The sequence below is a fragment of the Chitinispirillales bacterium ANBcel5 genome, assembly GCA_029688955.1.
GTDB classification, from domain to species: domain Bacteria; phylum Fibrobacterota; class Chitinivibrionia; order Chitinivibrionales; family Chitinispirillaceae; genus Cellulosispirillum; species Cellulosispirillum alkaliphilum.
In genome coordinates this window covers 36,530-63,411 of the sequence record JARUKZ010000024.1, presented here as the reverse complement: position 1 = coordinate 63,411, position 26,882 = coordinate 36,530, and the positions used below count along the sequence as shown (strand labels likewise).

Here is a 26,882-nt window from a genome sequence, read left to right as displayed (position 1 = left end):
TGGCTATCCCCAACCGGTATCGGCCACCCGTACACCTCAGCGGGTCGCACCGTCTCAGCTCTCCTTAAATGCCGTGTCGGGCAAACCCGGTAGTGTTGAGCTACGCTATAGCCTCTCAAAGCCCGGTAGAGTAACCATAGACCTGTATGATCTCCGTGGGAAACGCGTTGAGCAAGTGCTTAACAAACCCCGGGGCGCCGGAGACCATACTGTGCGATTCAGTGGTGGAAGCGGCTTTTATGTGGCAGAGATACGGGTAGAGCATAAAGGTGGAGTGATGAGCGCGGTTGAGAGAGTGTTGGTGCGGTAGGGGGGAGAGGCATTAAAACCAAACCATCGAACACACCCAATTTAGAGGGTCATTAAAAAACTCGCCAAGTGAACCCCAGGTCCTCTCTGGGGTTCGTACTGTGCAAGATGGGCATTTGGTGCGCATCAATTTTTTTCCTGAGCAGCACCTGAGAGCTTAAGAATCAACAGATCGTTGCCCCCTGTCCTGTATTTTGTATCCACACTCCTCATTTCAAATTCATGGACTAATTTTTGCAAATCTCTAATTCAATTCCAACGCAAAATGTGCATATTGAGAAAAGGAGACTCTATGCAGGAGCCACTTCACCATGGATCAAACCTTGACTTCTCGCCTTTAAACGAAGACGCCCGCTTAAATGGCGCACCGCCATCCCAGAGCCAGCAGTGGCCGGGAACCGATCAGCATCTTAACCCATTGCCCGATCACGGGGAGCAAAGCTATGTGGGTGGGGGAAAGCTTGAGGGGAAAGTCGCACTGATCACCGGTGCTGACAGCGGAATAGGGAAAGCTGTTGCAATTGCCTTTGCGCGGGAAGGGGCTGATATCGCTATATCCTATCTAAATGAACACGATGATGCCCGGGATACAAAAGAGTGGGTCGCGAAGGCGGGACGCAAGTGCCTTTTAATCGATGGTGATATCCAGGACTATGATCACTGTAAACATGTTGTTTCAAAAACGCTGCAACAGTATGGAAGGGTTAATATTCTAATAAACAATGCTGGGGTACATTTAGAGCAAAAGGATTTTACCCAAATCTCTAAAGAGCAACTGGAGCAAACATTTAAGACAAACGTCTACTCCTTCTTCTGGATCACCCAGGGTATTGTTGCACAGATGAAATCAGGAGACAGTATAATAAATGTTGGCTCAGTAGTGGCTTTGAAGGGAAGTAAAACACTGGTTGATTATGGCTGCACCAAGGCAGCGATTCACAATCTTACCAAATCACTTTCACAGCAGTTTTCCCCCGGTGGGATACGTGTAAACTGTGTTGCACCCGGCCCTGTGTGGACGCCCCTTATTCCCGCGACAAGGGATATAAACCATGTGGGGAAATTTGGTGCCAACTCATTCTGGGGCCGCCCTGCGCAACCGGCAGAAATCGCGCCCAGTTTTGTGTTTCTGGCATCCAGTGACAGCAGATACTGCACAGGAGAGATACTTGCTCCCACAGGACAACCATTTACCAGCAGATAACACCTCATCCAACAAAACTAAAGGAGAACCTGCATGAAAGAAAACCTTCACCATGGATCAAACCTTGATTTCAACCCCTTAAGTAACGATGCATCGATACAACACCCCCCGCAGCCCCAGTCACAGCAGTGGCCCGGAACTGAACAGCATATGGAACCCCGGGCCGATCATGGCGAAAACTCCTATATGGGTGGCGGGAAACTTCAGGGCAAAGTGGCACTGATCACCGGGGGGGACAGTGGGATCGGGCGTGCGGTTGCTATTGCCTATGCAAGAGAGGGAGCCGATGTGGTGATCTCCTACTTTAATGAACACGAGGATGCCCAGGATACGGTTCATTGGGTTGAAAAAGCGGGACGCCATTGTATGGCTTTAAGCGGCGACATAAGAGATCCACAGTTTTGCCATAACTTAGTGGAACGCAGTGTTCGTAAATTTGGCGGTATAAACATTCTTGTCAATAACGCCGCTATCCATATAGAGAAAAAAGATTTTATGGAGATAACTCCCGAACAACTTGATCAAACATTTCAAACCAACATAATGTCGTTTTTCTGGACCACTCAGGCCACCCTTTCACAGATGAAGGCCGGTGACAGTATAATAAATGTGGGTTCAGTGGTGGCAATGATGGGGTATCCTCAGCTAATCGATTATAGCTGCACCAAAGCTGCTATTCATAATTTAACCTACTCTCTGGCACAGCAGCTTGCGCCAAAGGGCATACGGGTAAACTGTGTGGCTCCCGGGCCGGTGTGGACGCCGCTTATCCCCTCCACAAGAGAGCGAAAGGAAGTTGAACAGTTTGGCTCAGAGTCACTGTGGGGGCGCCCTGCACAACCTGCCGAAATAGCACCAAGCTTTGTTTTTCTTGCCTCTTCCGATTCACGATACTATACCGGGGAGATTATCGCGCCAACCGGAATGCCTGTAACAAGCAGATAAAAAAAGAGGGAATTGTAAAAACAATTCCCCCCTTCTTGCACGGTGTCTCAGGGATCAATCAATCGTACCCATCGGATATGCTCATGTGGTTTTTCACATCTACTACTCCATCGGTATATCTGGCAATATCCTCAACTGTATCGAAAGAACGTCGGTCGGGAACAGTACCGGCCAAAACCACATGGCCTTTTTGTACCTCTATAACGACGGAATTTTCCTCTCTCCCCAGCACTTTTTCCATGTGATGGCTAATCGTTTTTGCAATCGTTTGGTCTTCAACTTCCCTTGTGGGAACAACACTGAGTCCATTTCTTACATTCTGAGCCCCACCGACCTGATTTGCCAAAAACTCAGCCCGTTTCTTTCGATAGTATTGACCAACACTGCCACTAAGACTTATAACACCCTTATTCACTGTGCACTCTATGTCTTCAAGATAGAGATCGGGATCGATTGCGAAGAGTCTGTCGCAATTTTCCTTTATCGTTTCATCCGCAGGTCTTTGGTACCCATCGGGAAATTTCACTTTCAGCTTGTTATCGACATAGTGAATCTCTTTAATTGCCCACAGATCAGACTCCACCGCATCTTTTGCCGCAACAGAGTGCACAACACCGGATACGGTAGCGGTACTGTTGCTCAGCTTTACCTTTATGTTGTTTGAGTCTATTCTGCTGTCTGCTGAAAGTCGTAGATCAATCAATTGTTTGATATCCGCCCTGCTTTTTTCCATCATTGTACCTCCGGATGAGATGCTTTGAATCACACGTTTGCATGTTATTTGGGAGTTTACCAGCTTACTATCGTCTTGGGAAACTTGGCTCTGAGACTTGCTGTAAAATCTCCCCGCTGAGTTCTTTTTGCACATGGGTTGCAATGTCCCCAAGGGAAATGATCCCCGTTACACTACCCTCATTGTTTTGCACCAGAAGTCTTCTTACCCGCCTTTCTTCCATAATTTTTGCAGCTTCAGCAATATCTGCATTTTCTTTGCAGGAGAAGATCTCGCGGCTCATTACCTCTTTTAAGGAGGTGTTGCCCGGGTTTAACTCTTCAGAAATCGCCCGTACCACTATGTCTCTGTCGGTAATCATTCCCACCACATGACCCTCTTCGGTAACGGGTAATACCCCGACGTTTAGCGTTCGCATCTTCTTTGCCGCATCAAGCACTGTATAGTTTGAAGGTAATGAATCGACATTACGTGTCATAATTTCAAACACATCCATAACATGCTCCTTTTTAAGTGAACTGAGAAATGAAACACAGAACTGCGAAACATGTTTTTAAACAGCGAATGATGTGCCAAAATGGGGGGGAGAGGTACTGGGGAAAAGAGGCAGGAGACGGTCAGGTCAACCGTCTCTTTGCACAAATACTCACCACCTCAGAAACTTACATGGAAACAGATATACCCTCGTCGCGAAGATACTGCTTTAACTCAGGGATCTGAATTGTCTTAAAATGAAAAACAGAGGCAGCAAGCAGTATTGAAGCCCCGGCTTCAACTGCTTCTTTAAAGTGCTGCATCGTACCGGCACCACCGGAAGCGATCACCTGTGCACCGGTCACTGCTGCGGTCTTTTGTATAAGGGGCAGATCGTAGCCGCTCTTTACCCCGTCTTTAGTCTTACTGGTGGGTAAAATCGTACCGGCCCCAAAACCGTCAATGGTTTTTATCCACTCTATGGCATCTTTACCGGTAGCGGTTCTGCCTCCATCGATAAATACCTCATAGCCGCTTGGAAGAGCCTTGTTCTCCGCCGCATCAACGGCAACGGTAACCCGCTCTGAACCAAACTCCTGCACCATATCTTTTACTACCTGTGGGTTACGAAATGCAGCGCTGCTTACCGTTATCCGGTCAGCCCCGGCATCCAGCACCGAAGCGGCCACGGAGACATCACTAATTCCACCACCAACAGAAAAGGGGATAGTAGCCACCGGGGCCACCCGTTTTACCACCTCAAGCATCGTTGCACGTCCCTCAACGGTTGCGGTAATATCCAAAAGCGCAATCTCATCCGCACCCGCTTCACAGTACGCAGCACAACACTCCACCGGATCTCCCGCATCACGGATATCTACAAACTGTACACCCTTCACCACCCGTCCGTTTTGCATATCAAGACAGGGCATGATCTTTATTGTTTTTGAATCTGCTGAGCTCATAACCTCTTTTCCTGTTCCAATACTTAGTAAAATGTGATACAGTGCAAATTAATAAACGACAGATTCTCATACAATCAGTTTAGATTTGAGTGCACGGAAACGGATGGGCTTTAAAAAGAAAAATCAACTACTTAAAGGATATCACCGCTGTCCAAAGCGGTTATTCTGGTTTAAGTACAGAAAGTCAGAAAAGGGAGTGTTGGCGCCTGAGAGCCATGATATAATCAAACGCTAAAAACTAGAGCTATCCCGGGCGCCTGCCGCGGACGGCACCGGTTCTACCCATTCGGGCACAATGTCCTCTCCTAACCTCCGTAGCCCTCTACGTAGGACGTAGTAGAGTACGGGCGCAGAAGTCTGCTTCGGAAGGCGGGCGGAGGATGGGCAGGCTCGTCGTACCTCCTCGGTGCCTCGGTTGTAGCGCCCTACGAGGACTTCGCTTTTTGAGGGCACTGGCACTTAAGAAAGTGCCACTTTCCACTATCGCCTTATCTTTTTTTCCTCTCTGCGTCTTTCCTCTGCTCACCCTTCGTAATAGTCCGCTACGGAGAACGGGCGTTCTCAGCGCTCTTTGCGTTTATATCCTCCTTTTAAACCATTTACTGCCCGCTCCACTCTATCTATTCGCAACCGGCAGAACAACAGTTTGGGTCTTCCTGCTGAGGCGGGCATGTTACAGTGGGGTTCTTTTGGTGAACCGGTCATACAGCACAATCGATCCTGCTACCGCGACATTCATTGAATGGTCACCTCTGAGACGGATAAGTTTGTGGCAATTATCCAGTGCCTTACGGGATAAGCCATGGTCCTCGGAACCCAACAGATAGCATGCGCGCTCAGGATGAGTAAACTCCTCCACATACTGAGCAGATTCGCTCATCTCCACTCCCACAAGCACGCAGGAGAAGGGAAGGCTTTGGTAAAAGTGGTCAAAATCCAAATAGGAGTAGGTCGGTACCGAGCGCCAGGTTTTTTGCGTATCGGATTTGGTTTTTTTGAATTTATTGTTGATCAGAAACACAAAACTGGCTCCCAATATTCGCGCTGTGCGGTAGAGAGTACCGTAATTAACCCACGTTTTGCAGCATTCTATACCAATGCCAAAGAACCCATCGATTTGTAAGTTTTTGCCCATAAATTGGTAGCTTGTCCTGAAGTTTAACCATCATGTTTTCCTCAGGGGTAATATAGAATATGGCCCGGTGATCTAAAAAGTGCGCTCAAAACAGGGGCACTAAACATGAGCCCTTTGCCCCTAAAACAGAGTGACGCCTCCGTAATAGAGGGGCTGAAAACTGTCGCTTACAAAATCACCCCCCTGCAACTCCACATCGTAGCCCAATCCCGCACCGGCAAAAACACCTATAAACCCTGTGATCTCAAACCCTGCAGTGAGTCGTAGTGCAGTAAGCGATCGGGTCCTTAAATTATCACGATCTATCTCTCCGGCAAGCTGTGTCAGATTCATGGAAGCCAAATCTATTTCCAAATAAAGAGGGTACAACGGGATATGGTATCCCCATGAGGTGGAGATTCCTGCGGCAGTATCGAGACGGTTATGATAATCGTGTCCCCCGGCAGTAATGGTTGATACAAAATTATTGGCGATAAATCGTGCCCCTGCGTTTACAGTGGAAAAGTTTGAGGCATAAGCGATAGCGGTAACTCTTCCGTTTTCGGCAATGTTTATTATTCCCAGCGGAATACCATTTAGTTGTCGTGAGATGTTTATGAATCCGGCCTGAAATCCGTTGACATCATTGGCGATATTTATAAACCCGGTTTGTCCGCCATAGGTCGTACCGCTGACTCTATTTACAATGTAAGCGCTTTGTATGCCGCTTAGATCACCTCTGATTGAATTTACTATTCCACTACCCTGATACCCACTTGCATCGGAACGAACGTGGGAGAATATTCCCGATACCTGAAACCCACTAAGCTCTTCTGCAGAGGCGGTGATACCTGCTACCTGATAGCCATTGGCGGTGCCTGCAATGTTGGATACCAGTCCGGCAAAATCGGCCCCCTGAAGCGTACCAATTCTGCTGTTTATAAGATTAACATTAAAATGTACTGTAGCATCGATTGTGTTTCTAAGACTGAGCCCCGGAGCTATGCCAAAGTTAAAGGGGATAGTATCCTGAGCGGTTGCAGCTTTTAGTGCTATAAAGAGCACGAGCAGAAATTTTTTCATAGACACTCCTTTTTTCCTCGGAAAAAGAGCACTAATTGTGCCAGTATAAACCCAAAGAATCTTTTTTTTTGAACTATCACAGTTCATCAAAGTAGTTTCATAACTAAGCTTGCCCACTTAGTACCTCTGTAAGGGAATAGATTTTTGGTGAAAACAGGAAATACTACTATAGTTAAAGCAGCCCTGCTTTTAATTTGTGCGCTGCAGTTTCTTGCCTTTTCCTTTATTAGGCTTGAGGGATATGTTCCTGAGCAGATAAAAGGAGAGCGGGTAGAGAAGGAGTATGTGAGGATATGGCAAACATTGCTGCCCGATACCCCCCTTGATACTTCAGAGCTTTTCATCACCTTCTATAACCACCGGCGGGGAGTGAATTACCGGGTCAGATTGCCCGAATGGGGTGGTGGGGGAGCAATAGGTACCGATTCGATAATTATACCAGTGAACAGAAGCCCTATTATGAATATGGATTTTATGCAGCTAACCAGTCATGAGCTTGTCCATATAATTGTAAACCGGGGATTTGGCAGAACCTATATCCCCCGATGGCTCCATGAGGGGCTTGCGATGGTGCTTTCGGGAGAGATGCCTTTTGAGGGGCAGAGACTGCTCTCTGCAGCAGCATGGAGAGGGGGGTTGCTTTCCCTGGATACCATTGAATACGTGAATCGCTTTGATGCTTCAGCGGCCCAGCTTGCCTATGCTCAAAGCCACGCAGCAGTTCTCTATCTTATCGAACAGTATGGGATTGGGGGAATCGAGGAGTTGCTCAGTGCCGCTTACACCAGACGGGGGTTTCCGGCTGCGCTAAAAACGGTTTATGGGCTCGAAACATTGCAGTATGAAGCGATTGTCCATGATTTCATCAACTCACGCTACCGAGTGACATTTCTTTCCGACGAGCGGTTATTGTGGAGTTTGATCGTTTTGCTTGCAATTACAGCTATTGTTGTAACACGGGTGCGAAACAGAAAGAAGCTGCGGGAGATGGAGATGCAGGAGAGGGCTGAAGTAGACGGGGGTGGTTTTTGATTTATAAGAATAAATGAGAAGGGCTCTATCTTTTGCCTGCTATGATTGAGTATCAGGAGCGCTCTCTCCGAGCCTGGCTGTGAAACTGTGTCCTTTCTGCCCTATTAGTATAGCTAAACAGATGTGGCATTTCCTTTGCGGTTTGATAACAAAAATGCCCTGTCTGAAAGGGGCGGTTAAAAATCAATGAAGGAGTTACATCATGTCTGACCACGCAGCACTCCACCGTGCGGTCTTTGATGCCATTTCATCTCACGATTTTGATAAGCTTCGGGAACTTTATCACGCTGATACCGTCTACATGGTCGGTGATGGGGTGAAAAGGCAGGGAGTGAATGTTCCTGTCGATGCTGCCAGAATGTTCACGGGTGCTTTTCCCGATCTGACCATTACCATAGGGAATCAGTATCTACCAGACGAGGACGTTTCTATAATTGAGTACACGTTTTCCGGAACACACAAAGGCGACTTGGAAGGCATCAGGGCTACAGGCAAAAAGATTGCAGTGGTTGCTTGTAGCATAATAGTGGCTCGTAACGGCAAAATCGTTAGCGAAAGCGACTACTACGACACTATGGCGCTCATGAGTCAGCTTGGTGTTACCGCTACCAGGTAATCTCCGGCCTGGCGCCTAATACTTAGACAGTAAACATTCAGTCTGACTGCTTCAGACCGAGAGAGGTTTTCAGTGCCTGAAGTGCCACTGCCACAACTATACCGGTAGTCAGTATTCCAAGAATTCCGCCCACTACAGAAAGTATCTTGCCACTCGGTGTGACGGGGGTAATATCTCCGTACCCTATGGTCATTGATGTTATAAACATAAAGTAAAGGGAATCGAACATAGAGTGCTGTTCGATTGCGCTGAAAAGTAATCCCAAGAGTACTACAGCAATGAGAATCGCTCCCCAGGCCGGAAAGGTCAGACCAAGAAAGCGCAGAAAAATTCTCACAAACGAGGCGGTGAATTTTAGACCTGAAGGCCACTTACTATCGTTTCTGTTCAGTTTCATCCTGAAAAAAAGTTAAGTGTCGAAGTTAAAGAATATTGGGGAGTTTCCATAGAAAAGGCTGTTAACACCTTTAAAGAGCAACCTGTGTACCGTTTTGCCATCTTAGTGGGTTGTCGTTCTTTTTCTTAGGTACAGTAGTTGCATTTATTCAAAGTAAGAAACTGTTACAGCAAATCTCGGAATATAACGTTAAGGGGGAGCGGAGTATGGCTCAGGAGCAGCAGAAGTTAAAGGAGAAGATACAGCAGCAGCTTTTCTGGGATGCACGTCTCGACTCATCTGCCATAAGTATAGAAACAGTGGATGGAAAGGTTCGCTTAAGTGGCACAGTTCCTTCATACTGGGCACGGCAGATCGCAGAATATGATACCAGGGCGGTAAAGGGAGTTAATGATGTAGAAAACGAACTTTCAGTGATGCTGCCCTCTGGCAAAGATGTTCCACAGGATGCCACCATTCAAAGCAGTGTAAGCAGTTTGCTTGCCTTTGATCAGAGAGTGGATGATTCAGATATAGAGGTACGGGTAGAAAATGGGGAAGTGATGTTGGATGGAACAGTGCCTTCACTGTGGCAAAAAGAGAAAGCAGAGGAGATCGCGCTTAATATAGACGGAGTCACCCTCCTTATAAACAGGCTTGCTGTTGTTCCTACGCGCTTTTATGTTGATGAGCTTATAGCACGGGATATAGAGGCAGCGCTGGACAGACATGCGGATGTTAATGTAAATAATGTGGATGTACAGGTGTCCGAAGGCAATGTGGTGATCAGTGGGACCGTTCCCCATTTCAGTGCATTTAAAACTGCTCAGGATATCGCTAAATACACCGATGGTGTTATTTCAGTTAAAAATAACCTGATTATCGAAGCACCTTAATACACGGGGTTCGAAACAATGCTTTATTCTAACGAAGAAACCAAAAAGCGAATAGTCGATCAGTTGTTCTGGGACTCAAGGGTAGATGCTTCCGAGGTGTTGGTTGAAGTGTCCAACGGAGCGGTGCATCTCTATGGAACCGTGCCCACTGCCTATGCCAGGGAATCTGCGGAGTCTGATGTGTGGGCTGTACCAGGGGTTAAAGTGGTTGAAAACAGAATCGCTGTTCGGTTGGATCAGCCTGCTGCTCCGCCCAGGGCTGAACTCAGAGATAACATACGAAATATTTTTGACTGGGATACTGCTCTCTCAGGTGAAGATATAGTGATCTCGGTAGATAATGGGGTGGTAACACTTGAAGGGGCGGTGGGATCGTACTGGCAAAAAAAGAGGGCTGAGGAGCTGGCTAAACATGTGGCTGGTGTTATTCTGGTAGATGATCGGCTGGGGGTTACACCAAAGCATGACCTTAATGACGAGATTATTGCTGAAGACATAATTGATGCTCTGGACAGAAATATCGATATCGATATCGATATGATCGATGTTATGGTTGAAGAGGGGAGAGTGCGCCTCAGTGGCAAAGTGCCTGACTGGGCTGCTTATAAAGCTGCAAACACTATTGTACAGTACACTGCGGGAGTAACTGATTTGCAAAATGATCTTGTCATTGCGCCCGATTCCTATTAAAGTAATTTTTCCAGCTGGAATTACACTTTTTGGTGGACAGCAAAACCTGCCCTGAATTAATTTAACGCTCTCTTTTTGGCACACAGTGCAATAAACGGGCCCAATGGATCGAACTGCTACGTTTATCTCTTTGACTGCTATTTTTTTATTCTTCCAAAGCCTCTATTTTATTGGCAGAAAACAAATCTATGGATCAGGAAAAACTCAGAAATATTGCAATTATTGCCCATGTAGACCATGGGAAAACCACACTTGTGGATGAGCTGTTTAAACAGAGTGGGATGTTCAGAGAAAATCAGGTTGTAAGCGACAGACTTATGGATTCGATGGATCTTGAACGGGAGCGGGGGATTACTATCGCTTCAAAAAACGGCTCTTTTCAGTTCAGGGGATATCAGGTTAATATTATAGACACTCCCGGACATGCCGATTTTGGCGGTCAGGTTGAGCGTGTTTTGAAGATGGCCGACGGAGCGCTACTTATGGTTGATGCTCAGGAAGGGCCAATGCCCCAGACCTACTTTGTACTGAAAAAAGCACTCGCTCTTTCGCTGCCGGTTATTGTGGTGATAAATAAAATCGATAAACCTGCCGCAAGGCCTGAATGGGTTCTTGATCAGGTTTTTGATCTTTTCGTAAAGCTTGATGCTCCCGACGATGTGCTTGATTTTCCCGTCGTTTATGCTTCGGCAAAAGAGGGCTATGCTTTAAATGATCCCGATGACAACTGCTCAACCATGGAGCCACTTTTAGAGAAGATCATAAAACACATCCCCCCACCAAAGGGCAACCCCGAAGAATCGCTTCAAATGCTTGTAAGTTCCATAGATTATTCGCCCTATCTTGGGCGCATGGGGATTGGAAAAATCACTGCCGGTACTCTCAATGTGAATAAAGAGATAGCTGTGGTGCTTAGAGACAGCCGCATGGTACCAGCAAGGATTTCCAAGGTATATGGTTTTGATGGTGTACAAAAAGTGCCGTTGCAGGTTGCTTCCGTTGGTGATATCGTGGCTGTAGCAGGAATGGATGAAGTCACAGTGGGGGTTACATTCACCGATCCTCTGAATCCAAACCCGCTCCCACCAACGGTTATAGATCCACCTACTATATCCATGAACTTTATCCCCAACGACTCTCCCTTTGCGGGTACGGAGGGAAAGTTTGTTACCTCCCGTCACCTTCAGGAACGCCTTATGAAAGAGGTGCTCTCTGATGTTGCACTGGTTGTCGAACCGCTGGACAGTGAGGTGGGATATAAAGTATCGGGCCGGGGAGAACTTCACCTCTCTATCCTTATCGAAAGAATGCGCAGAGAGGGGTATGAATTTCAGGTAACACGCCCTCAGGTTATTATGCAGACCAAAGACGGCAAACAGCTCGAGCCCTTTGAGGAGTTGACGGTTGATGTGGATGAAAACTTCTCAGGTGTGGTGATTGAGAAACTTGGGAGCAGAAAAGGAACCATGGTTGAAATGAATCAGGAAAACGGTATGGCCAGAATGGTTTTCAGGATTCCGACCCGTGGGCTTCTTGGCTACCGCTCAGAGTTTATGACCGATACCAAAGGCATGGGAATAATGAACTATGTTTTCTATGACTACGCCCCATTTGCCGGTGAGATAAGAACCCGGGCCAATGGTGTTTTGATAGCAAAAGAGAACTGTGCCACTGTACCGTATGCCCTATACAATCTTCAGGACAGGGGGAAGATGTTCCTTGGGCCTGGTATAAAAATTTATAGAGGACAAATAGTTGGTGAGCACTGCCGGTCAAATGATCTGGTGGTTAACCCCGGTAAGGAGAAAAAGCTTACAAACATGCGTGCTGCAGGCAGTGATGATAATGTTTTGCTTACTCCGCCTTTTGAGATGAGCCTGGAGGACTGTATCGCTTACATTAACGATGATGAACTTGTAGAGATTACTCCAGAGTCTATACGGCTTAGAAAAAGATAAGTAAAACCAAAGTAGGTAGTACAAACTGGTGGGCAATGCTTTAGAGTTATTGCTCACTTTTGGTGCTTTTCAGTGTGTACAGAAAAATATGCGGCCCCGGGCAGGGCTCCCTCAGCAACAAGCTTTTCTGCTACTGCTATTATATACTTCTCAGATAAATCTTCACGTGTGCTTAATACAGTAATGCGTAGTGTTTTTTAACGCACCTGCTTTCCACCTTACACTCCTATCAATTTAAAACCTCTTAACCCGTACTAAAAAGATTATGGCCGTGTTCAGGTACACGATAATTGTGTCTAAAAGTGTACAGAAATACATTGTACAGGGTAGGTGTTTTAGTACAGTAATGCTGTTGCTGTGACCATGAAATTGGCTCAAAAGGGCTCAATTTAGCAGAAAATTAAGATGGCATGGCTATTGCATAAACAGGCCCTTTAAAATGTTTGTAGATAATAGTAAAAAAAATAAACACTGGAGGAAAAAGATGGTATTAGTTGGAAGAAATGCACCAGATTTTGAAGCAACTGCAGTAAGGGAAAATGAGATCATCGAATCATTTAAACTCTCAGATCTAAAGGGTAAATACATTGTTCTCTATTTTTACCCACTTGACTTTACCTTTGTCTGCCCAACCGAGCTTCATGCTTTTAACGAGAAGCTTTCGGAGTTTCACAGCCGTAACACCGAGCTCATCGCTGTTAGTGTTGATTCCCATTACAGTCACTTTGCGTGGCTTTCCACTTCCAGAGAAAAGGGTGGAATCGAAGGGGTAAAGTATCCTATCGTTTCAGATCTTACAAAAGAGATCTCTCAAGCCTACGATGTACTGGTTGAGGGTAAAGGAGTAGCCTACAGGGGCCTGTTTCTTATCGATAAGGACTTTGTAGTTCGTCATCAGCTTGTTAATGATCTTCCGTTGGGGCGCAGTGTTGATGAGGTTATAAGAATGGTTGATGCGCTTCAGTTTTATGAAGAGCGGGGAGAGGTATGTCCTGCTAACTGGAGGGCCGGAGACCGGTCAATGGTGCCTGATCAAAAGGGGCTTCAGGAGTATTTTGCACAGACCAAATGATTAATTATATTACACAGAGACTCGTGAGTCACTACTCATGGGTCTCTTAACTCCATGCAAATTTTTCCGAGGAGGTTTGATGATTAAGAAAAAGAGTGTTTACAAGTGTCAGGGTTGCGGTGCTGTTGCAGAGGCGCTTTGGAATGGTAACGAGAGTTTGTTTTGCTGTGATAAGGAGATGAAAGAACTGGTTCCAAATACCACTGATGCTGCGGTTGAGAAACACGTTCCGGTTATTGAACGCCAGGGAAATAAGGTAGTGGTAAAGGTGGGGGAAGTTGCTCACCCTATGACCAGCGATCATTATATACTCTTTGTGGAGCTTATTGCAGGAGATAAAGTCCTTAGACACGATTTTAAAGAGGGCGATACCGCTGCAGAAGCTGAATTTTTGGTTGAAGAGGGTGTGCCCCTCTCTGCTCGTGAATTCTGTAATAAACACGGGTTTTGGGGAACCAAATAAAGATAGAAGGCTCTAATTTGTAATCGGGGGCAGCGCCCAAAAGCGTTGACCCCCTTTTGAGGTGTATTCCTTTAAGGTATTTATAGTAGTACTACGACTTATTTGGCTTTTTTCTTCTTAATTTTGTTCAGATATGATTCAAAGTCTTCTACTGTTTTAAAGAGGTGGGTGTATGAAAGTTCATCACTTACAGCTTCGCAGATTTCATCTTCTGCGGGGTACTCTCTGCAAATTGTTGGCCTGTTTTCATAAATTCCACACTTGTAATCGGGTAAAATATGTTGGCAGGGGGTTCTAAACTCTATCAGCCAATCCTCACTATGATCAATAGACACCCAGACATCCCGGTGCAACAGGTACCATCTGATCGTATCATAGTCACTTTTGTCTTCAGGGGTATCTATTTGTACTGCAACGTGTTTGCAGCAGTGGGCGTCACACTGACTGCAGGGATTTTCGTTTTTTAAACTCTTTTTCATGTAACCCTTTCAATTTTTTGATTGCATACTTTTTTTAAAAAGTCGGTTAATCGTGTATAATGGGATCCTTTCCAGTATATCTTTCTACATACGCTGCACCTTGTGAATTCATTATAGTACTGCTTTGTCTTTTCGTCCAGCAGTGAAAAGATGTCCTGTTTAGAGACCTTTTCCAGTGTACCGTTGCATCGTAGGCAAAGAGTGAAGGGTTTGGCTTTTGAGCACAGGGAAAATCTATTCTGTACTTCTTTTATTTGCATCTCTGGGTTCGTTGATCGTACCCAGTAGCCGCTTTTAACTTTTCCGTTTTTGAGAATACCAATGTCTCTTGTGAGAATAGTGCGGTTGTGCTCCAGTGCAATATGAATTATTTGCTGGTCGCAGTAGCTGCTATTGTAGAGCGTGTCAAAACCCATAAGACGTAAAAGTCTCGCCAGTTTTCCAAGATGTACATCTAAAATGAAACAATTTTGAGAAAAGAGGTTACCCTGATCATTCAGGGTAAATGGATAGACCTCTACCTGCTCCTGGTCTTTTAGTCTGTAGCTAAAGTGAACCGTTTCTTTGTTCACTTTAATTTTATATACCTCGGTGTGGGGTACATTAAGCGACTCAATTGTGTCTTTTACAGCTGGAGATCCATGAAATGAAACTTCGATTGGTTTGTTTTTTAACGTCTTGGGCAAAAAATCATTTAGCTCTCCGAAGAGTTGAACATAAGCGCTATTTTGCTCCACATCGTTTCCTTCATTCTTTTGCCTTGATCTTTATTCTTTGGACCCTGAACCAAAAATAATTACCACCAAAAGTAATAGTGAATGAAAATTACAGATTCAGTGCAGGGGCGGGCAAGTGGGTTCAGTTTTTGCTATCAATAAGGTACAGAATTTTTTGTGTTAATAAAAGTAGTAGTAATTTGCTGTCAAAATGCTTTATAGGGGGCTATATACATGAGTGATCAGGATACCTTCACCTTATACTTCGAAGATGCAATGAAAATACATGCGATCTGTGCAGATCATAACTATAGCGAAGAGATGGCAAGGGTGCTAACTTATATGCACAGTAAGGGCTGTGAAACGGGCAGAGGGATAGAGTATTTCTACGATCCTGCCCCTGAAGATCGTGAAGCACTTGAGATCATGCTTGGTGAAAAGCGATCTATCCAACTACCGTCGGTAGCTGCTTTAGATGAGGATGAGCATGATGCGGTGGAGTTGATACTTTCCATAGCAGGAAAGATTGCTCACTTAGATGGGGTGCTGGCACGCGAATGTGGGCTTGAAAACCGGTTGAGTGGTGAGTTGCGGCTTAGATTAAAACTGTATAAGTGTCCTCACTACAGAGACCACATGGTAGATCTCTACCGGCAAAACATTAGGCCTAATCTCCAGTCATACGATAGAGAGCGAATCGATACTGCTTTTAAACGCTACCATAGCGAGAAGGATCGAATGGAAAAAGAGCTGATGGATATGGCGGGGATAAAGGTCGAATAGACCCCTTTTTTTTACCGGATTTTGATCTGTTCAAGCTTGGTGACCAGGGTTGAAACTGGTGCTGCTACAAAATCGTTTAGCTGTGTGAATAATTTCTTAAGATCAACTCTGTATACATCCCATGCACCGGCTTCAATTTCTTGTTCTAATTGCTCGGGTTCCCATCCGGAGAAACCAAGAAAGAGTTTAACCACAGCCGGGTTGGTTTCGATGATCAGAGAGGAATCATTCCATTTGCCACCAATATACAAATTAGGTACAATTTCAAAAGCATCTTCTACCGGAGTATCAGTGAGATGTAAAACCTGTAATTCTTCCTGATTAACAGGGCCACCGATGAAAACTTCTCTATGGCTATTACAACCACTAAGTCCGTCAAAAATCTCTGTGAGGGGCATATGTGAGGGACGGTTCAGTACTAACCCATAGGTTCCGTAACTGCTATGAACACACACAAGTACAATGGTCGCTTCAAAATTTGGGTCTTTTAGTGCGTCACGGGAAAGGAGTATCGCACCGTTTTTGAGGTGTTTTAGATTTTCTTCCAATGGAAACAGTTGCCTATTATCAGAGTGTATTTGATCCATGGTATAATCAGTGTTGATTGTTTTACGTTTGTTTCTTTTTAAGTACGTTTGAAAACTATTAAAAAGTCTATTAATTTGAAAATACCTTACCGATATAGCTGGCACAAGGGATATTAGCTTTTAAAAAAGTACATTGTACTATTTAAATTTCAGCTCAATAAGTTTTCCAGCTTCTGCCTTATAGCTCTTTAGGCTTTCTGTTCTCAGGAGGCTTTTTACCGAAAGTTTTTCGCCCAGGTAGCCCCATAGTTCCTTCATTTTACCAAGAATTTTGGACTCAGTGCTCAAAGCGCTGCAATTAAGCTCTAAAAGTTCATCGTGAAAGGATTGGAAACGTTTTTTAGGATCATTTATTGTAACACCTCTTACATTTGAGAGTAAGGCAGGGTCTTTAATTATTCCTCTTCCTATCATCCACTTATTTACAGAAGCAAATCTAAAGCTAAGATGTTGAAGATCAGAAGCAGAACATATATCGCCATTGTAAACAATTGGATGATTGCAAAGATTGTTACACACTTCAAAGCGCTTTAGGTCCACTTCACCTGTATACATCTGTATTCCTGTGCGGGGGTGAATGATGAGCTCTTTAATCGGGTAATCATTAAGTACTGGTATCAGTTTTTTGAGCTCATCGGGGTTTTCATGGCCAAGGCGAACCTTTATTGATAAGGATATATTGAGTTTGGGAAGTAAATTATCGAGGATTTTTTTAATACTATCAGGATACGGAAGGAGGCCAGAGCCCCTTTTTTTTCTGGTAATTAAAGGAGATGGACATCCAAGATTCCAATTAACATGTTTAAATCCGTAATTTGAAAATTCTGAGCAAAGGAGCAGAAAACCTTCACTGTCGTTACCTATTATTTGAGGGATAACTCTCGTAAGGTCATTGTAACGTGGATGGATATCCCGTATATGTGTTTTGCGAACCTGTTTACCTTTTACAGTAGGTATAAAAGGAGTCAGAATGTAGTCAAATTTACCATAATGTTTTTCATAAATCTGACGAAACCATTGATCTGTTATACCGCGCAAAGGCGCCAGATAGATATGGAAATTATTCTTTTTACTCTTTAACACGTGGTTACAATAAAAAAGGAAAATAATTTAGAAGAAAAATCGCATGCCTAATTCGATCAGTTTGTCTTTACTGTAAAATGGTCGTTCTCTTGGAAAATCATAATTATATCTGGTAAAAAAAGTCAGACCATTGCCGGATTGATTAACTGTAGCTTCTAACCCAAACATGCCGGACCAGTAACCTGTTCCGTTTTCATTGAGGTTAAGGCGGGTCATATGACTTGTGCTAAAGAGCCATGAATCTGTTCTGTGTAGCGCGTACTTTAAATTGATAATGGATTCAAATCTCATATTATGTCCACCGTTAACCAACGCAGGACGTATCAGGCCAAAAAAGCCAGGTAGATAGTAGCCAAAGGAAAAACTCCAGGAAAGACGACTCATGGGATCCCAGGGGACCTCTTGGTTTTTGTGGTGCCACTGAAAAAGCCCTGGTCTCACCCTTGAAGCTATTTTTGTATAGAGTTGGTTCCAGTAGATCGTAGGCCCGGTCTTTCTGTCTACCTCATGGATACAGCGGTGATCAAGGCCCGCTTGTAAGGTTAAATCCCATCTTCGCAATTCAAAAAAAGGTGTTAGAGCATAGTAGACATCCCGTGGATCCAGTACAATATCCTCATACTGCTTTCCCATACCAAGAATAGTCATAAAGAAGGTGCCAAAAAACAGATCTTCTTTGTAAGAGAAAAACATAGCTTCAAACTTTGTGTTCGATTCAAAAAAGTAGACTTCTTCGAATAGTTTGTTTTTTTGATTATGAAAGGAGATAATGTCAGTGTAAAAATAGTATTCAGGTAAAAAGGTAAAATGTGAGAAAAAAGAGGCACCTTTTTCCTCTTCTATCGGTTCTGTCATCGTTGTACTTGACAAACATAAAAGAGTTAATAAGCATAGTATTACAGAGATCATTTTTTAGATCCTTAGTAGTATTAATGTACTTTTAAACTGTGGAAGAATTAATATATTCTTAATCGATATTGATGGCAAGTTAAAAATAGGCTAAATTAGGCAAAAAGATCCTGCTGGCCCGAGATAATGTCTTCAAAGGAGCAGTTCAGTCGTTCAAGAACAGATTCCGCAACTGGTTTTAGCTGGCAATTGAGGTAATGTTGATAATCTATGGGGGATGTTTGGTTCTCAATTGGTTGTGGTCCCTTTTGTGTAATGACATAACGGACCAGATTTTTAGGAGCAGTCAGTAATTTGGCTGCCTGTACATGTGGGGGAATATTTACCGTGTACTCTTCTACACTTTTTCTGAGTCGCTTCTTATAGACCAGCTTTTCATCCATCATCCCTTTTTTTAGCTTTAGAACAACAGAGGTGATATATTGTTCTACCGGTTGTTTAGAGAAAACTCTAAATAAAAGTTCGTGTTGAAATTCTTTAGCCAGCTCAGTCCAGTCACTTCTGGCTGATTCCATTCCCTTAAAGATCAGTTGTTTTATTGAACCATTCTTATCACTCAGGGCTCCGCAGTAGTGCTTTTTGGAGCCCTGTGTTGATCCACGCATTGCGGGCATGAAAAAGTAGCGGAAATGATTTTCGAATTGCAGTTTAAGGGCTGATTCTGTTTTAAATGTTTCTTTTATGTAGGCAGAGAGCCATTCTGTTGTTTCCCTGGCAATGTTTTCACCCTGCTCTTTGGCTTCACTTTCCATACTCTGCCCCAGGTGGATAAACAGAGAGTCTGTATCACCGTAGATAACTTTGTGGGAAGTTGTGGTTTCGATATGTTTGATCGTTTGTTCAAGTAGATACCGGCCCGTAACAGTGATGGATTTGGCTATGTGTTGTGAAAAAAACCTGCAGCCGGGTGAACCAAGAATCCCGTAAAAACTGTTCATCAGAATTTTAATTGCCTGTGACAGGTGGGGGTTGTTTTCTTCTTTAGCTCTTTGTCTGGCCTCCATCAATTCCGAAATTATCTTGGGCAGGATGGTATGTGTGGCGCTAAAGGTGGTACCGTAAGGGTTTTTAACACCGTCGGTATGTCCAAAATTAAAGCCAAGCGGGTCGATAAAGAAGCTCATAATTATCGAAGGATAGAGGCTTCTAAAGTCCAGGACCAAAACATTATCATAAAAACCCGGTACGGGCTCCAGCACATACCCCCCTGGAAGGGGCTCTGTTGGTGGAGTAATATCGAGAGTGTCGTTAACCACAAACCCGGCTCTGTGCAATTTGGGCAAATAAAGGTAATCAAAGGATGCAATGGCTCCACCGGCGCGGTTTAGGAGCTGTCCGGATCTTTTGGACCTTTCGACAGCATTGGGGAGTATGTCAGTTTGTGTGAATATTTCGTACGTTAGCAGGGCGTCGGTAAGATTGTATTCAGAAAGCTTCAGTTTGTCTGTTTGAAACAGTCGGTCTATTTCTTCTATCTTCTCCACTGAGGTTAAACTGATCGTTTTGCCTCTTCCAAGAAGGGTCTTTGCAACATGATCCAACGAATACTCTTCAAAGTTGTGATAATAAGAACGAAGTATCATTGGGACATCAATTACCACTCTTCCGGGGATACGGGCACTCCATAACCCCGATTTTTGGCTTTGGGTGATTTTTGACCCGCTTTCCCTTCCGGGCTCAAAAGGAACTGAAAGGGCATGTGATCGTTTAGCTATCATTTTAAGGTCAAATTCAACAACATTCCATCCGATAATGATATCGGGATCGATTTTTCTGAGATAGGAAAAAAAGTGGACCAGAAGTTCCTTTTCGTTCTTTAAAAACAACACATCCCCGGTATTTTGCTCGGCTCCTCTCATGAAGACAACCGAATCAGAGGGACTATAACATGCAATACTGTATATCTCCCCTGATTTTACACATGTCTCAATATCGATGGACAGAATCTTAAATTGTGGTTTAGTGTTGCAGCCTCTGAGGTGTGGGTTTTTGAAATACAACGTATTTCCATGTTTTTGCATCTCACCATGCACTCGCATACCACCTTTGACATTTCGCTCCATAAGGTAGCGATCAAGAGGGTGTATATCAGTTTCATACACTCTGATACCTTGTGTGCGCAACTGACGTGCTGCTGTAATTTTTCCAAAGTGAGTTGAAAAGTAGAGGCAGTCTACATACTCTCCTTTTAAGCTCTTTAATTGTAGTGATTTTCGGTCACAGGGATAAGGTACATGAGATTGTTGAACCGATGAGGGAATAAAAAAGAGCGGGCGATGGCAATCTATGAGTATTTTTATCGGCGCACCACAACTGCTGATTCCCCACAGAGTGATTTCAAAATGGTTGTTATAATCACGGCTGTGTGCGGTGAGAAGGAAACAATCGAGAGTTTTGATAATACCTGAATTCATTTTTGATTGGAGATTTGCAGTAAAAAGTTGTTAATTCTGCTAATTTGCTGTAGTATTAATAATCCTGTTTTAATTATTTCCAACCATTTCTATCATGGCTTAAAATATGCTACTATAATGTAGAAAAATACATATTAGCCAAAAGAGGCGGGGTAGCATTGGGATTAAAATCTTCAGTATTTAAAATATCTATAAAAGTGGCCTGATTAAACCGGTAATAATTATTTATATTTACTTGAAATGGGAATTTTAAAACATTCACGATACTTACTTCATTGCAAGGAGGTTTATAGGTGGATACGATGTGGGAGAAGGTAAAAAGAAGTCTTAAAGATGGAGCTTCCATTTCAGTGGAAAAGATTGAGGAATACACAAAGATTGGTAAGCTTAAGGTTGATGAGATGGCCGCTAAGCGAAAAATTGAGCGTAATTTTGTGGATTTAGGCGAACGGGTGTATGAGCTTTTGGTCGATCAGAAAGGCTCAGAAGTTCCAGAAGATCTGGTTGTGAAAAAGTGTGTCGATAATGTAAATTCGCTTAAAGATGAGCTGGTTCAATTGGAAAAGAATATCAAAGAGGTAAGTGAAAGGTGTGAGGAAACTAGTAAGGGCGAGGAAGAAGAGCCCGGCGACGCCTGAAAATTATGAGTAAGAAACGAACAATTCTTTTTGTACCGTCACAGGGAAAGTCGATTAAAGCATTCCGTGTTCGTCTCCCTGTGGCTATTTTGCTAATTTGTATTATTACTATTGGAATTTCCGGCTTTTTCATTCCCTTTAACCAATTTTCCTACTCTGCAGCAGAGCAGAATGAGAAAAAGAACTTAAAGGAACAAAATGAGCATCTGTTCCAAAATATTGTCTCCACCGTTAAACTGCTTCATAACTTACGTGATCAGGTCAATAGCCTGGATCATATGAAGGGAGAGATGGCAGAGATCTCAGAGTTTCCTGAAGAATTAAGTGCAATCAGAAGGGGTGAACATTTTCTAAATCCAGCTGATATGAGTTCCGGTGTTTTACTCGTTTATCTCTCTGAGCGAGAAAAATTTATCAGACAATTTGCTTCTTTGTTTTCAGAATCTGATAATGTTTTTGAAGAAATACCGGTTATTAAACCTGTTGGTACAAATACCGTTGTTACCCGCATGTATGGTGTTGCAAGGGATCCGTTTTCATCAGAGAAAAAAATGCATTATGGTATAGATTTCGCCGGTGAGATTGGAACACCGGTAATAAGCACTGCTGATGGTGTTGTTTCACGCATTGAAAACGACCCTATATGGGGGCGAAGGATTATAATCAATCATGGAAGAAATTTCAGAACCGTATATGCACATCTTGGCTCTGTTACAGTGGGTAGAGGAAGGCGTGTAAAACGGGGCGATCAGATAGGTACCATTGGATTATCAGGACTGACCACCGGACCTCATGTGCATTATGAAGTGTGGAGAAACAACAGACCCGTGGACCCTGAAGACTATTTTTTTCCGCAACTAAAGACCGCTTCAGCAGCTCAGCTTAATCATGAAAGCACAGAGGACTAAAACAGCCGAAGCTGCTAAGGGTGCCCACCATGCAAATCGCTTCTTAGCTTTCCTTTTCTCAGCATCATTTGGTTCCTGCCAGGTATAATTAATGGCTGAAGGGTTTCTCATATATAGATTTAGAATGTCTTGTGGAGAATTGCTTGAGATCAGGCGAAGAACAGCGTACAGATCATGACTTAACTCTGAAACATTTGAATATCTGTCTTCCGGATCGAGTGCTAAACATTTATGAATAGCATTCTTTAGATGCTCCGGCAGTGGTATCTCATGCGAGTCAATTGGACGAAAATGGCCTGAGGTTTTTTTCTGCACAAGCTCAGAAAGTGTTTTCTGCGGGAATGCTCTTTTGGCGGTTATCATTTCATAGATCACCGAACCTAAAGAGAAGATGTCGCTTCTGTGATCAAGAGGTTTACCACTTAGTTGTTCTGGGCTAAGATAAATTAGAGTCCCCATGATTCTTGTGCCTATGGTGTGTAGCCCTACCTCGCTTGGTCGGGCAATTCCAAAATCCATAAGTTTAACAATTCCATCCCTTGAGATTAGGATGTTTTCCGGTTTTATATCCCGGTGAATCAGTCCCCGATACACTTTGCCATAGAGGGTGTAATCTTTTGTATGAGCGTACTGCAATGCCTGGCATACAAAGTATGCTGTTGCTAACGCTACCGGCAGGGGGAGCTTTGAGCGTTGTCGTATCAACTCCTTTATGGAAATACCATCAACATACTCCAGTTCAAGAAAAGGGATGTTTTGCTCCATATAGCCGATATGATGGATTTCGACTATATTAGGGTGATGGATATCGGCAAGGATTTTTGCTTCGGTTAAAAAACGTTCTTTGGCGTTTTTATTGTTGCCTTGTTTAAGGATTTTTACTGCTCTTATTACTTCAAGGCCTTCATTCCACACCTTATATACACAGGCGCTGCCACCTTCACCAACGGATTGAAGAATTTTGTTTGGTCCCAGTTTATCACCAGCAGCTGGCATATGCTGCTGCTCATAGGGGTTTGCTGGTCTTGGAGTCAGTGGGTGCTGTGGATTATTTTGAGAAGCAGGCTGCACTGGTTTGTTCATAAATTACCTTTTATGAGAATCTGCCGGTTTCATTAATATATTTTTCTAATATATAATGATTCAGTAACTAAAGCAGAGTTTTTAATGTGAATAGTTTAGTTAAGCACACCACAGATACCGAAAAACGAGTTTTGATAATCAGGTTATCATCAATGGGTGATGTTATTCTGGTATCGACAGTGTTATCTTATATTAAATTAAAGCACCCTATGTGGTCAATAACTCTAATCACTTCCGCTCCCTATCTCTCACTGTTTAGGAAAGATCATAGGGTTAAGGAGCTGTATGCAGCAGATGACGATGATGCTCTCAATGGCATAAAACCCCACTTTTATAAAGTGATTGATCTTCAGAACAGTTCCAAAAGCAAACGATTGATTAAGCGACTGGGTATTACCGGTGGTGTACAGAAATTTAAAAAACTACATTTACAGCGCTTTTTATTACTTTTTACCCGCATTAACACCTATGATTTAACCAACGGTGTCGCTGCGCGTTACTTACAGGCTGCCGGTGCGCATAGAAACACCCCTCCACCTTCTCTTAAACTCTATTTTGACTCAGAACCTAAGCCCGAATGCAGCAAGTTGTTTCAAAAAGAGGGGGAAATTATCAGGCCTATGATCGCTCTTTTTCCCTTTAGTGCCTGGAGGAATAAAGAGTGGCCGGCAGAAAATTTTATAAAACTTGGAACCTATTTTTCTCTTAAAGGCTGGAAAGTGCTTATAATGGGGGGAGTAGAGGATGTAGCAGCAGCTCGCCAGATAAGCCTTGAAATAGGCAACAATTGTGTTTCTCTGGCAGGAAAACTAACGCTGTTTGAATGTGGTACGGTTTTAAAAAACTGCACACTTGCCCTGGGAGGTGATACCGGGCTCTCTCATCTTGCCAGAGCTTGTGGAGTGAAAACCGGAGTGATTTTTGGGCCAACCACACGCCATTTTGGTTTTTATCCCTATGGATTACCAATGTTTCGGGTCTTTGAAACAGGGCTTCGTTGCCGGCCCTGCCATCCTCACGGGGGTAATGTTTGTATCAGGGGCAAAAGAAACTGTATGATAAGTTTATCTCCTGAAATGGTTACCAAAACAATGGAGGGGATGGTTCAGCAGGGAGACAATAACAGCAGTGAGATCACAGCACTTGACACCTCTTTTTGCACTCACCATTTTTAATGATCTTAAATTTTTAGGAGAATCATTTTGATGCGCAAAACGGCCATTGCAATTAGTATTTTTTTAGCTCTGCAGTATGTTGGTGCATCAACTCTTGATCACTACGCTCAATTTTTCACCGGAATAACTCTCCTTGAGAACAACCCCTTTTTAACTGAGCAGCAACGAATTCAAGGGTTTAGGGACCTGGAAAAGGTTAGCGGTGTTGATGGTGCTGAGGCATCTGCATTTTTAAAAGAAGTACGAGATGATCCAAAGCAGTGGCAATCTGTTCAGGAGAAAATGTTAGAACTTATGGATAAATATAGAAATGGTAAAACTGAAACCGGGAAATAAATATAGTCAGGAGGAGCTAATATGGCTGCATCGTTAAAAACTTTTACGGACCAAAATTTTTCTGATGAAGTGCTTTCTGCAAATCTGCCAGTTATAGTAGATTTTTGGGCTGAGTGGTGTGGTCCATGCAAAATGCTTACACCAATACTTGAAGATCTGGCTCCGGAACTTGAAGATAAGGTGATTATTGGAAAACTGGATGTTGACGCTAATCCGCAAACCGCATCGAAATATGGAATTAACAGTATCCCCACGATGCTCTTTTTTAAAGACGGGCAGATCGTTGAACAACATACCGGGCTTTTGGCTAAAGCTGCCCTTAAAACAAAAATTGAAAGTGTATTTGAGTAAGAGAGATTAATGAGAATATTAACGCTAAATCCGCCCTTTTTACCGAAATTTTCACGGGAATCCCGCTCTCCGGCTGTAACCAAAAGCGGAACTCTTTACTACCCAATGTGGCTTGCTTATGCAACAGGGTATCTGGAGAAAGCTGGTAATCAACTACTTTTTTTAGATGCTCCTGCTGCACAGATAAACACCAGTGAGGTCATTCAGCGGGCAAAACCTTTTCAGCCACAAATGGTTGTTATTGATACTTCTACACCCAGTATCTACAATGATATCGAAGTGGGTGCTGCATTAAAGCAGGAATTTCCGGATGTTTTTGTGGTTCTGGTAGGAGTACACGTTTCTGCGCTGCCGCAGCAAACCTTAAACATATCTGATCAGATTGATGCGGTTGCATTTGGGGAGTATGACCAGACTCTTGTGGATCTGGCTTCAAAACTGCAGGAAGGGCACAAGGATGACAAAACTCTAAAAAGTGTAGCCGGACTTGCGTTTAGAAGTGAAAATGGCTCGATTATTAAAAATGAAGTCAGAAATTATATTGAGAATCTTGATGACATTCCTTTTGTTTCGAGTGTGTATAAACGTCATCTCGATATAAAACCCTATTTTTATGGGCATAGTCGCCATCCTATTGTGGTAATTGTGACTGGCAGGGGATGTCCCTTTCGGTGTACGTATTGTGTTGTACCACAAACATTACAGGGACATCGTTATCGTAAGCGCTCGATCGATTCCATTGTGCAGGAGTTTTTGTATATACGGGATACTTTCCCAACTGTACAGGAAATAATGATTGAAGATGATACGCTTACCACCGATAAAAAGCGTTGCCGGCAGCTATCTGAAGCACTTATTGCAACAGGTGCTAACAAAATACCATGGTCTGCAAACTCAAGGGCTGAAGTAGATTATGAGACTATGGTACTTATGCGTAAGGCAAATTGCAGATTGTTTTGCGTGGGGTTTGAAAGTGGTGATCAGAGCATTCTTGATAATATAAAAAAATCCTTGTCCCTTGATAAAATTCATGGTTTTATGCGTGATGCCCGTAGAGCGGGTATTCTCATTCATGGCTGTTTTATGGTGGGAAACAGAGGGGAAACAAGAGAAACGCTAGAAAAAACTTTGGATTTAGCAAAAAGGATTAATCCCGATACAGCACAGTTTTATCCCATTATGGTATATCCGGGAACTGAGGATTATGACTACTTTGAAAAAAAGGGGTGGCTTGTTTCAAAGGATTTTCGTAAATGGATTACAGAGGAAGGTCTACACTCTTCCGTTGTCTCAAATCCACAACTTACTTACGAAGAACTTGTGAAATTTTGTGACCGGGCTCGTCATGAGTTTTACCTTCGGCCAGTGTATATGTTTGCTAAATTAAAACAGATGATTACTCATCCCGGTGAAGCTAGAAGGATTGTAAAGGCTGCTGCTACTTTCTTTAAATATCTGATAAAGCCCTCTATGAAAGGCAGTGTGTAAAA

General features: G+C 43.5%; 30 protein-coding genes. 17 read left to right on the top strand and 13 right to left on the bottom strand.

Annotated features, from left to right (window positions below):
- The 3 genes from QA601_13055 to QA601_13045 form a co-directional block, all read left to right on the top strand.
- On the top strand, positions 1-310 hold a 310-nt coding region (locus QA601_13055), incomplete at its 5' end, for a hypothetical protein (protein ID MDG5816014.1).
- Positions 311-601: 291 nt separating this feature from the next.
- A complete protein-coding gene (locus QA601_13050) occupies positions 602-1,513 on the top strand; it encodes an SDR family oxidoreductase (protein ID MDG5816013.1) in 912 nt (303 codons plus the stop codon).
- Positions 1,514-1,546: 33 nt separating this feature from the next.
- Positions 1,547-2,458, top strand: a complete 912-nt coding sequence (locus QA601_13045; GenBank protein ID MDG5816012.1) for an SDR family oxidoreductase — start codon at positions 1,547-1,549, stop codon at positions 2,456-2,458.
- A 58-nt stretch (positions 2,459-2,516) separates the two neighbouring features.
- On the opposite strand, the gene QA601_13040 is transcribed toward QA601_13045, so the two are convergent.
- The 5 genes from QA601_13040 to QA601_13020 form a co-directional block, all read right to left on the bottom strand.
- On the bottom strand, positions 2,517-3,194 hold the full coding sequence (locus tag QA601_13040; protein MDG5816011.1) for a BON domain-containing protein: 678 nt from the start codon (positions 3,192-3,194) through the stop codon (positions 2,517-2,519).
- 64 nt (positions 3,195-3,258) lie between these two features.
- Positions 3,259-3,687: a CBS domain-containing protein gene (locus tag QA601_13035; GenBank protein ID MDG5816010.1), complete on the bottom strand. Its 429-nt coding sequence runs from the start codon at positions 3,685-3,687 to the stop codon at positions 3,259-3,261.
- Between the two features lie 166 nt (positions 3,688-3,853).
- On the bottom strand, positions 3,854-4,630 hold the full coding sequence (locus QA601_13030; protein ID MDG5816009.1) for an imidazole glycerol phosphate synthase cyclase subunit: 777 nt from the start codon (positions 4,628-4,630) through the stop codon (positions 3,854-3,856).
- Between the two features lie 673 nt (positions 4,631-5,303).
- Positions 5,304-5,765 (bottom strand): RNA methyltransferase, encoded by a 462-nt coding sequence (locus QA601_13025; GenBank protein ID MDG5816008.1) that lies wholly within the window; start codon positions 5,763-5,765, stop codon positions 5,304-5,306.
- A gap of 120 nt (positions 5,766-5,885) precedes the next feature.
- Positions 5,886-6,827: a hypothetical protein gene (locus tag QA601_13020; protein MDG5816007.1), complete on the bottom strand. Its 942-nt coding sequence runs from the start codon at positions 6,825-6,827 to the stop codon at positions 5,886-5,888.
- Positions 6,828-6,974: 147 nt separating this feature from the next.
- On the opposite strand from QA601_13020, the gene QA601_13015 reads away from it, so the two are divergent.
- Both QA601_13015 and QA601_13010 read left to right on the top strand, forming a co-directional pair.
- Positions 6,975-7,859 carry a peptidase MA family metallohydrolase gene (locus tag QA601_13015; GenBank protein ID MDG5816006.1) on the top strand — a complete coding sequence of 295 codons (885 nt, stop codon included), beginning with the start codon at positions 6,975-6,977 and terminating at the stop codon, positions 7,857-7,859.
- Between the two features lie 202 nt (positions 7,860-8,061).
- The gene (locus QA601_13010) at positions 8,062-8,475 is read left to right on the top strand and encodes an ester cyclase (protein ID MDG5816005.1); all 414 of its coding nucleotides are present in this window, start codon (positions 8,062-8,064) and stop codon (positions 8,473-8,475) included.
- 37 nt (positions 8,476-8,512) lie between these two features.
- Here the strand turns inward: QA601_13010 and QA601_13005 are convergent, their stop codons facing one another.
- On the bottom strand, positions 8,513-8,872 hold the full coding sequence (locus tag QA601_13005) for a potassium channel family protein (GenBank protein ID MDG5816004.1): 360 nt from the start codon (positions 8,870-8,872) through the stop codon (positions 8,513-8,515).
- 206 nt (positions 8,873-9,078) lie between these two features.
- Here QA601_13005 and QA601_13000 point away from each other — a divergent pair, with 206 nt between their 5' ends.
- The 5 genes from QA601_13000 (at position 9,079) to QA601_12980 (ending at position 13,930) form a co-directional block, all read left to right on the top strand.
- Positions 9,079-9,747, top strand: coding sequence for a BON domain-containing protein (locus QA601_13000; protein MDG5816003.1), 669 nt, complete (start codon positions 9,079-9,081; stop codon positions 9,745-9,747).
- A gap of 18 nt (positions 9,748-9,765) precedes the next feature.
- Positions 9,766-10,437 carry a BON domain-containing protein gene (locus QA601_12995; protein ID MDG5816002.1) on the top strand — a complete coding sequence of 224 codons (672 nt, stop codon included), beginning with the start codon at positions 9,766-9,768 and terminating at the stop codon, positions 10,435-10,437.
- Between the two features lie 188 nt (positions 10,438-10,625).
- Complete coding sequence (typA, locus tag QA601_12990) at positions 10,626-12,395, top strand: translational GTPase TypA (protein MDG5816001.1); 1,770 nt, start codon at positions 10,626-10,628, stop codon at positions 12,393-12,395.
- 484 nt (positions 12,396-12,879) lie between these two features.
- A complete protein-coding gene (locus QA601_12985; GenBank protein ID MDG5816000.1) occupies positions 12,880-13,467 on the top strand; it encodes a peroxiredoxin in 588 nt (195 codons plus the stop codon).
- Positions 13,468-13,546: 79 nt separating this feature from the next.
- Positions 13,547-13,930, top strand: a complete 384-nt coding sequence (locus QA601_12980) for a desulfoferrodoxin family protein (protein ID MDG5815999.1) — start codon at positions 13,547-13,549, stop codon at positions 13,928-13,930.
- Positions 13,931-14,028: 98 nt separating this feature from the next.
- Here the strand turns inward: QA601_12980 and QA601_12975 are convergent, their stop codons facing one another.
- On the bottom strand, positions 14,029-14,409 hold the full coding sequence (locus QA601_12975) for a YkgJ family cysteine cluster protein (protein ID MDG5815998.1): 381 nt from the start codon (positions 14,407-14,409) through the stop codon (positions 14,029-14,031).
- Positions 14,406-15,146, bottom strand: a complete 741-nt coding sequence (locus tag QA601_12970; protein MDG5815997.1) for a Mut7-C RNAse domain-containing protein — start codon at positions 15,144-15,146, stop codon at positions 14,406-14,408. Before QA601_12970 ends, QA601_12975 begins: the two co-directional genes overlap by 4 nt.
- 213 nt (positions 15,147-15,359) lie before the next feature.
- On the opposite strand from QA601_12970, the gene QA601_12965 reads away from it, so the two are divergent.
- Positions 15,360-15,908: a hypothetical protein gene (locus QA601_12965; protein MDG5815996.1), complete on the top strand. Its 549-nt coding sequence runs from the start codon at positions 15,360-15,362 to the stop codon at positions 15,906-15,908.
- Positions 15,909-15,919: 11 nt separating this feature from the next.
- Here the strand turns inward: QA601_12965 and QA601_12960 are convergent, their stop codons facing one another.
- The 4 genes from QA601_12960 to QA601_12945 all read right to left on the bottom strand — a co-directional run bounded on the left by QA601_12960 (position 15,920) and on the right by QA601_12945 (position 20,901).
- On the bottom strand, positions 15,920-16,495 hold the full coding sequence (locus QA601_12960; GenBank protein ID MDG5815995.1) for a YqgE/AlgH family protein: 576 nt from the start codon (positions 16,493-16,495) through the stop codon (positions 15,920-15,922).
- 138 nt (positions 16,496-16,633) lie between these two features.
- Complete coding sequence (locus QA601_12955) at positions 16,634-17,533, bottom strand: tRNA-dihydrouridine synthase family protein (GenBank protein MDG5815994.1); 900 nt, start codon at positions 17,531-17,533, stop codon at positions 16,634-16,636.
- A gap of 72 nt (positions 17,534-17,605) precedes the next feature.
- Positions 17,606-18,433, bottom strand: coding sequence for a hypothetical protein (locus tag QA601_12950; protein MDG5815993.1), 828 nt, complete (start codon positions 18,431-18,433; stop codon positions 17,606-17,608).
- 149 nt (positions 18,434-18,582) lie between these two features.
- On the bottom strand, positions 18,583-20,901 hold the full coding sequence (locus QA601_12945; protein ID MDG5815992.1) for a DNA polymerase II: 2,319 nt from the start codon (positions 20,899-20,901) through the stop codon (positions 18,583-18,585).
- Positions 20,902-21,194: 293 nt separating this feature from the next.
- On the opposite strand from QA601_12945, the gene QA601_12940 reads away from it, so the two are divergent.
- Together QA601_12940 and QA601_12935 are read left to right on the top strand one after the other, a co-directional pair.
- Positions 21,195-21,539 carry a hypothetical protein gene (locus QA601_12940; protein MDG5815991.1) on the top strand — a complete coding sequence of 115 codons (345 nt, stop codon included), beginning with the start codon at positions 21,195-21,197 and terminating at the stop codon, positions 21,537-21,539.
- Between the two features lie 5 nt (positions 21,540-21,544).
- Positions 21,545-22,447: a M23 family metallopeptidase gene (locus QA601_12935; GenBank protein MDG5815990.1), complete on the top strand. Its 903-nt coding sequence runs from the start codon at positions 21,545-21,547 to the stop codon at positions 22,445-22,447.
- Here QA601_12935 and QA601_12930 read toward each other — a convergent pair.
- Positions 22,409-23,530: a serine/threonine-protein kinase gene (locus QA601_12930; protein MDG5815989.1), complete on the bottom strand. Its 1,122-nt coding sequence runs from the start codon at positions 23,528-23,530 to the stop codon at positions 22,409-22,411. The two genes, QA601_12935 and QA601_12930, sit on opposite strands and share 39 nt — an antisense overlap.
- A gap of 86 nt (positions 23,531-23,616) precedes the next feature.
- On the opposite strand from QA601_12930, the gene QA601_12925 reads away from it, so the two are divergent.
- Genes QA601_12925 through QA601_12910 form a run of 4 tightly spaced genes read left to right on the top strand, consistent with a single transcriptional unit; the run spans position 23,617 to position 26,880 of the window.
- Positions 23,617-24,705: a glycosyltransferase family 9 protein gene (locus QA601_12925; GenBank protein ID MDG5815988.1), complete on the top strand. Its 1,089-nt coding sequence runs from the start codon at positions 23,617-23,619 to the stop codon at positions 24,703-24,705.
- A 27-nt stretch (positions 24,706-24,732) separates the two neighbouring features.
- On the top strand, positions 24,733-25,041 hold the full coding sequence (locus QA601_12920) for a hypothetical protein (GenBank protein ID MDG5815987.1): 309 nt from the start codon (positions 24,733-24,735) through the stop codon (positions 25,039-25,041).
- A 21-nt stretch (positions 25,042-25,062) separates the two neighbouring features.
- On the top strand, positions 25,063-25,392 hold the full coding sequence (trxA, locus tag QA601_12915) for a thioredoxin (GenBank protein MDG5815986.1): 330 nt from the start codon (positions 25,063-25,065) through the stop codon (positions 25,390-25,392).
- Positions 25,393-25,401: 9 nt separating this feature from the next.
- Positions 25,402-26,880 carry a radical SAM protein gene (locus tag QA601_12910; GenBank protein MDG5815985.1) on the top strand — a complete coding sequence of 493 codons (1,479 nt, stop codon included), beginning with the start codon at positions 25,402-25,404 and terminating at the stop codon, positions 26,878-26,880.
- Positions 26,881-26,882 lie beyond the last annotated feature (2 nt).

Coding starts and splice junctions, on each gene's coding strand:
- QA601_13050 (MDG5816013.1), top strand. CDS start 602: ATGCAGGAGCCACTTCACCATGGATCAAACCTTGACTTCTCGCCTTTA.
- QA601_13045 (MDG5816012.1), top strand. CDS start 1,547: ATGAAAGAAAACCTTCACCATGGATCAAACCTTGATTTCAACCCCTTA.
- QA601_13040 (MDG5816011.1), bottom strand. CDS start 3,194: ATGATGGAAAAAAGCAGGGCGGATATCAAACAATTGATTGATCTACGA.
- QA601_13035 (MDG5816010.1), bottom strand. CDS start 3,687: ATGGATGTGTTTGAAATTATGACACGTAATGTCGATTCATTACCTTCA.
- QA601_13030 (MDG5816009.1), bottom strand. CDS start 4,630: ATGAGCTCAGCAGATTCAAAAACAATAAAGATCATGCCCTGTCTTGAT.
- QA601_13025 (MDG5816008.1), bottom strand. CDS start 5,765: ATGGGCAAAAACTTACAAATCGATGGGTTCTTTGGCATTGGTATAGAA.
- QA601_13020 (MDG5816007.1), bottom strand. CDS start 6,827: ATGAAAAAATTTCTGCTCGTGCTCTTTATAGCACTAAAAGCTGCAACC.
- QA601_13010 (MDG5816005.1), top strand. CDS start 8,062: ATGTCTGACCACGCAGCACTCCACCGTGCGGTCTTTGATGCCATTTCA.
- QA601_13005 (MDG5816004.1), bottom strand. CDS start 8,872: ATGAAACTGAACAGAAACGATAGTAAGTGGCCTTCAGGTCTAAAATTC.
- QA601_13000 (MDG5816003.1), top strand. CDS start 9,079: ATGGCTCAGGAGCAGCAGAAGTTAAAGGAGAAGATACAGCAGCAGCTT.
- QA601_12995 (MDG5816002.1), top strand. CDS start 9,766: ATGCTTTATTCTAACGAAGAAACCAAAAAGCGAATAGTCGATCAGTTG.
- typA (MDG5816001.1), top strand. CDS start 10,626: ATGGATCAGGAAAAACTCAGAAATATTGCAATTATTGCCCATGTAGAC.
- QA601_12985 (MDG5816000.1), top strand. CDS start 12,880: ATGGTATTAGTTGGAAGAAATGCACCAGATTTTGAAGCAACTGCAGTA.
- QA601_12980 (MDG5815999.1), top strand. CDS start 13,547: ATGATTAAGAAAAAGAGTGTTTACAAGTGTCAGGGTTGCGGTGCTGTT.
- QA601_12975 (MDG5815998.1), bottom strand. CDS start 14,409: ATGAAAAAGAGTTTAAAAAACGAAAATCCCTGCAGTCAGTGTGACGCC.
- QA601_12965 (MDG5815996.1), top strand. CDS start 15,360: ATGAGTGATCAGGATACCTTCACCTTATACTTCGAAGATGCAATGAAA.
- QA601_12960 (MDG5815995.1), bottom strand. CDS start 16,495: ATGGATCAAATACACTCTGATAATAGGCAACTGTTTCCATTGGAAGAA.
- QA601_12950 (MDG5815993.1), bottom strand. CDS start 18,433: ATGACAGAACCGATAGAAGAGGAAAAAGGTGCCTCTTTTTTCTCACAT.
- QA601_12945 (MDG5815992.1), bottom strand. CDS start 20,901: ATGAATTCAGGTATTATCAAAACTCTCGATTGTTTCCTTCTCACCGCA.
- QA601_12935 (MDG5815990.1), top strand. CDS start 21,545: ATGAGTAAGAAACGAACAATTCTTTTTGTACCGTCACAGGGAAAGTCG.
- QA601_12930 (MDG5815989.1), bottom strand. CDS start 23,530: ATGAACAAACCAGTGCAGCCTGCTTCTCAAAATAATCCACAGCACCCA.
- trxA (MDG5815986.1), top strand. CDS start 25,063: ATGGCTGCATCGTTAAAAACTTTTACGGACCAAAATTTTTCTGATGAA.
- QA601_12910 (MDG5815985.1), top strand. CDS start 25,402: ATGAGAATATTAACGCTAAATCCGCCCTTTTTACCGAAATTTTCACGG.